This is a genomic window from Deinococcus sp. Leaf326, from assembly GCF_001424185.1.
Taxonomy (GTDB): Bacteria; Deinococcota; Deinococci; order Deinococcales; family Deinococcaceae; genus Deinococcus.
This window is the reverse complement of the sequence record NZ_LMOM01000085.1, coordinates 1-4,084: the sequence shown is the minus strand read 5'-3', so window position 1 is coordinate 4,084 and position 4,084 is coordinate 1. Positions and strand designations below refer to the sequence as shown.

At 64.0% G+C, this 4,084-nt stretch carries 8 protein-coding genes and 1 pseudogene; 3 read left to right on the top strand and 6 right to left on the bottom strand.

What is annotated here, in order from left to right; all coding sequences use genetic code 11:
* Positions 1-520 precede the first annotated feature (520 nt).
* From ASF71_RS20580 to ASF71_RS20555, 6 genes are all read right to left on the bottom strand, one after another.
* A complete protein-coding gene (locus ASF71_RS20580; protein WP_056303634.1) occupies positions 521-1,084 on the bottom strand; it encodes a VRR-NUC domain-containing protein in 564 nt (187 codons plus the stop codon).
* A complete protein-coding gene (locus ASF71_RS20575; RefSeq protein WP_156373022.1) occupies positions 1,081-1,491 on the bottom strand; it encodes a hypothetical protein in 411 nt (136 codons plus the stop codon). The genes ASF71_RS20580 and ASF71_RS20575 overlap by 4 nt, the downstream gene beginning before the upstream one ends.
* Positions 1,492-1,565: 74 nt before the next feature.
* Positions 1,566-1,817 (bottom strand): hypothetical protein, encoded by a 252-nt coding sequence (locus tag ASF71_RS20570; RefSeq protein ID WP_056303631.1) that lies wholly within the window; start codon positions 1,815-1,817, stop codon positions 1,566-1,568.
* Positions 1,818-1,844: 27 nt separating this feature from the next.
* Positions 1,845-2,147, bottom strand: a complete 303-nt coding sequence (locus tag ASF71_RS20565; protein ID WP_056303629.1) for a hypothetical protein — start codon at positions 2,145-2,147, stop codon at positions 1,845-1,847.
* Positions 2,144-2,443: a hypothetical protein gene (locus ASF71_RS20560; RefSeq protein WP_056303627.1), complete on the bottom strand. Its 300-nt coding sequence runs from the start codon at positions 2,441-2,443 to the stop codon at positions 2,144-2,146. The genes ASF71_RS20565 and ASF71_RS20560 overlap by 4 nt, the downstream gene beginning before the upstream one ends.
* Entirely contained in the window at positions 2,431-2,865 is a 435-nt protein-coding gene (locus ASF71_RS20555; RefSeq protein WP_056303626.1) for a hypothetical protein, read from the bottom strand. Before ASF71_RS20555 ends, ASF71_RS20560 begins: the two co-directional genes overlap by 13 nt.
* 121 nt (positions 2,866-2,986) lie before the next feature.
* On the opposite strand from ASF71_RS20555, the gene ASF71_RS20550 reads away from it, so the two are divergent.
* The 3 genes and pseudogenes from ASF71_RS20550 to ASF71_RS25440 all read left to right on the top strand — a co-directional run.
* The gene (locus tag ASF71_RS20550; RefSeq protein ID WP_056303636.1) at positions 2,987-3,268 is read left to right on the top strand and encodes a type II toxin-antitoxin system HigB family toxin; all 282 of its coding nucleotides are present in this window, start codon (positions 2,987-2,989) and stop codon (positions 3,266-3,268) included.
* Position 3,269: 1 nt separating this feature from the next.
* On the top strand, positions 3,270-3,686 hold the full coding sequence (locus ASF71_RS20545; protein WP_056303624.1) for a type II toxin-antitoxin system HigA family antitoxin: 417 nt from the start codon (positions 3,270-3,272) through the stop codon (positions 3,684-3,686).
* Between the two features lie 198 nt (positions 3,687-3,884).
* A pseudogene (locus ASF71_RS25440) lies at positions 3,885-4,084 on the top strand (transposase); the annotation flags it as partial.

Genomic DNA, 4,084 nt, shown 5'->3' with positions numbered 1-4,084 from the left:
ACGACTTTATAAGGCGGCGTGGCGTTGGGAAGACGCTCGCACGGAGATTGCACAGCAGCGAGAACGGCAGTTCTGTCCACTCGTAGTGGATACGTTTCTGGCCTTGACTGTCACTGGCCCAACGAAAAGCTGAGGAGTGGGACATCTTGCAATGCACTCTTAAGGGTAGAAAGTACGTGCTGGAGGGCATTGAGTAACTCCTACTTTAGATGAAGCACTCGGCGATATAATTCGGGGGCAAACGAGAACCATACGGCTCTCGCCAGCTTCCCCCGTTCAGCCAAGTTCCTGATTGCCTGAACAAGAGGTTATGAGAATGGCGGAGGAGGGAATTTCCTTCCCCCAGGAAGTTGAGAGAGACTTCGAACGGCTCCCGATGCCGCCTGTAGGAAAAGCAGCGCAGGATGTCAGGATAAAGTTGTCTGGAGCGTTGTTTTTTAGGTAAGCACCCTACCCTGGAGCTAAGAGTGCGCTCCAGACGCTCTGCTTCAAAATTGCGAAATGCCGTTCAAAAGTTACCTTACCCGCTTGCTGCGGGCATCAAGTGGGTAGGGGGAAGGGTCTGGTGCCGATCGGCGAATCGGGGCGACCAGCGGTACTCGGTGAACTGCCCGGAGAGGTACTCGAGGGTGAGGCGGCGGGCGTCGCGCCACCCGCGCGCCACGTCCGCGAGATAGCCCTCCCGGCGCAGGCGCACCAGCCAGGGCCGTTGATTCGTGCTCAGTTCCCCATCGAGGTCCTTGAGCTCGATGCGCAGCCCATGCCAGTCCCAGACCGCCACGTCGAGCAGCAGATCCGGATACTCGGCACGCACCCCCATCAGCTGGAGGCGCAACGCCTCGGGGCTGTACAGGCGGCCGGTCTTACGGTTCTGGCGCTGATCTCTTTTGCCTCCATTCGGACTGTGGTGGAAGCCCTCCAGGGCGGGCAGGGTGGGCCACGTCATCGCCGCCCAGGTGATGAAGCGCTGCTGGTGCGTCTCTTCATCCCAGCCCTGCTCCAGGACGGAGTGGGGCTGGCGAGCATAGGCCTCGTCCTCGGCCACCGCCTGGGCCAGCAGCCCGGCCGCGAGCGCTCGGCTCACCGGTGCTCCTGGGCCACCAACGCGTCGGCCACCGCGTCACCGTGCGCGTCACGGACCCGACGTTGAAAGGGAGCGAAGACCTGGTTCTCCCAGAGGGTGTCCCGGCGCTCCACCCCAGCAGGGGTGAGGATGAGGCCCCGGGCGTGGCCGTGCTGCACGAACTCGACGTAGTGCTGACCTCCGGGGGGCCGCTCGATCAGGCGATCCCAGGCCTTCACGGCTTGGTCGGTAGGCGTCTCGGGCTGCTTCCCCAGACCGGTGTAGTCCGGATACCGCCCGCGGATACGGCGCAGCGCCTCGATGCGCGACGTGGGCGAGGTGCGGTCGTCGGTCAGGACATTCAGGAAGTGCAGCTCGAGGGAAAGACGGGAAGGAAGGACGGTGAGCTGCGGCAATTCAGTGGTCAAGAAGAAACGTTCTCCAGTCGGGACTTGGTCGAGGGGCGAAGGGACGGGGGTGGCCGTCGGGGTTCAGGGCTGGGTCATACCGTCTCCGGAAAGAGCAGGAACTGGCCGCCGAGGTTCGCCTTCCGGCGCTTGCAGGCGGCGTTGGCCTCCTTGGCGCTGCGGGTGTCCTGAAGGCTGTAGAGGTTCGCCCGTCCCCAGCCGCCCTCAGGGCAGCGGTAGGCGTACTCGGCGACCGGGTCGGCCGTGGGGACGAGACCGCGTTTCTCCAGCGTGGTCTTGGTGGCGAGGTGCGGCGGGATGAACTTGTACTCGGGCAGGTGGGGCACGGCACAACCTCCTGGGGATCAGGGTTCTCAGCGGGGCCACTCGACGACGTGGCGGGTGGCGAAGTTGCCGTCCGGGCCCCGGAAGGGACCAGCGATAGTGCCCCGGTACTGGGCGCTGCTGGGGAAGGGCATCCCGTTGCGCACGAGTACGAAGGCGCGCTGGACGCGGGGCGTGAGGTCGGCGCGGTCGACGCGCACCCAGATCGTCGGGGTGTGCTGGGGGCCGGTGATGCTGACGAAGATCACCTCGGCCTGGGGAGAGAGCGGGATGGCCAGGGAGCTTTCCACGAGCAGCTGGTACTTCTGGATGTGGTGGGGATCAGGGGTCATAAGGTCCTTTCAGGAGGTCTGGACGATGAGCCGGGCACTTCAAAGATGTGCCTGACGAACGGGCCGTCCGGAACGGTGGCGATGTAGGTGGCGTCCACCGGCAGCGGGTGGCCTGTGCCGAAGACCGCGAAGGCGCGCTCGAGCGGGGCACTGTCCGGGTCGACCTGCATCCACAGGCACAGCTGCCCGTTCTGCATGGCGGCTGTGCGGGGAAGGGCGCAGCTTGGCAGGGTCAGGACGGTGACCGAGGCCTCGTTCAGCGGCGTGAGCGGGTACTTGTACATCACCTGGGGCACGGCGTACCTCCGTCAGCACGGGTCCAGATGCTGCGCCAGTCGCCCCGGTACCCCTGTTTGACCTCAGCGGTGTGCTCGCTGCCAGTGCTGCCCGACTTGATGGGGAGACTGAAGCTGCTCAGAGAGATCCCGGCTTCGGTGGCCGCCGCACACAGGACGGTGTCGGGGCCGTAGTCGGTCCAGGCCTCGCACTGCCCGCGGCGGTCGAGTTGGGCCTGGAACTGCTGAGCGAGGGCAGCCTGGAAGCAAGCAGCCTCCTCGGGGCTGTGCTGGTCACGGGCGGAGATCTGGAGCATGAAGGCGGCAGTGAGCCCGCCTGTAGCGCTGTCGTCGCCGTTGTCCTGGGGGGCGGGGCGGGGCAGGAAGTTTGCCCACCACGCGGCCAGGGCCAGCGCGGGGGCAGTGGGTTCAGTAGCGGTCAAGGGAGGCCTCCAGGCAAGGAGAAGCCCGCCTCGGCGCGTTGGCCGGTGCGGGCAGGGAAACGCGATTGATTTATGACCTCACGTTCAGATTATTATTTTCTGCAATAATGACCTCATGGGCATGAACGTGTTGACCCTCAGTGCCCTGTTGGCATTCTGGTCCGAACATCCCGACGCCGAACTGCCTCTGCGTGCCTGGTACAAGCACGTCCGCGCGGCTGACTACACCTCCTTTGCAGAGGTCAAGGCTGACTTCGGAAGCGCCGACTGGGTCGCCGGGTTCATCGTCTTCGACATCGGCGGCAACAAGTACCGCCTGATCGTGTGGCCCAACTTCGCCGGCAAACGGCTGTATGTCGAGCACGTCCTGACCCATAAGCAGTACGACGACTGGAGACCCTGACATGACCAACTACAGCGAACTGGCCCAGACTTGGCAGCACCTGCATGCCCTGGCCCCAGAAGTCTTCCTGCCCATCACGGACGCGCCGAGCCTTCGGCGGGCCACGGACGCCCTCAAAGCCCTGGACCGCGAAATGGGGGAGAAGGCAGACCATCCTCTGCGCTCGCTGGCCGACCAGCTGATGGTGCGAATCACCACCTATGAGGAAGCACACTCCTCCATCCCAGACGTGGACGCAGCGGCGATGCTGGCCTTCCTGATGGAGAAAGACCAGCTGACGCAACAGAGACTCGCGCAGGCGACGGGAATCAACCAGGCCACGATCAGCCAACTTCTTGGCCGGAAGCGGCCGTTCACGGCAGATCACGCGCGGGCACTAGCTCAGTACTTCAAGACAGAGATCAGCCATTTCATCTGAAGCTTTGAACTCAATGATCTGGGGTCATCTCGGCGAACGGAGTTGACGGTCAGGTAGATGGTGATCAGAAAAAGCCTCTACTGACATCTTGCAGTTTTGGGAAAGGACGTCTGGAACGCACTTTTGGCCCCATAGTGGGGTGTGAACCCAAAAGAACCGCGTTCCAGACGGCTCTATTCTGACATCCTGCCCCTGCTGTTGGATGGTTCCGGCCGACCGCTGCCGGAACGGGCCACGGTCAAGTCCCCCTCGGCCCTCAGCCGCTTTCTCAACCACGCCGGCTGGGACACCYGGCACCTCTGCCGGGTGTTGCGTCAGCACGCCCTCAAGACCGCGCAGGACTGGTGGCGAGCGTCACCCCATCCGCGTCCCCGGCTGGAACTGCTGGTGGACCTGAC

Coding starts and splice junctions, on each gene's coding strand:
- ASF71_RS20565 (WP_056303629.1), bottom strand. CDS start 2,147: ATGACCCCTGATCCCCACCACATCCAGAAGTACCAGCTGCTCGTGGAA.
- ASF71_RS20550 (WP_056303636.1), top strand. CDS start 2,987: ATGAACGTGTTGACCCTCAGTGCCCTGTTGGCATTCTGGTCCGAACAT.
- ASF71_RS20545 (WP_056303624.1), top strand. CDS start 3,270: ATGACCAACTACAGCGAACTGGCCCAGACTTGGCAGCACCTGCATGCC.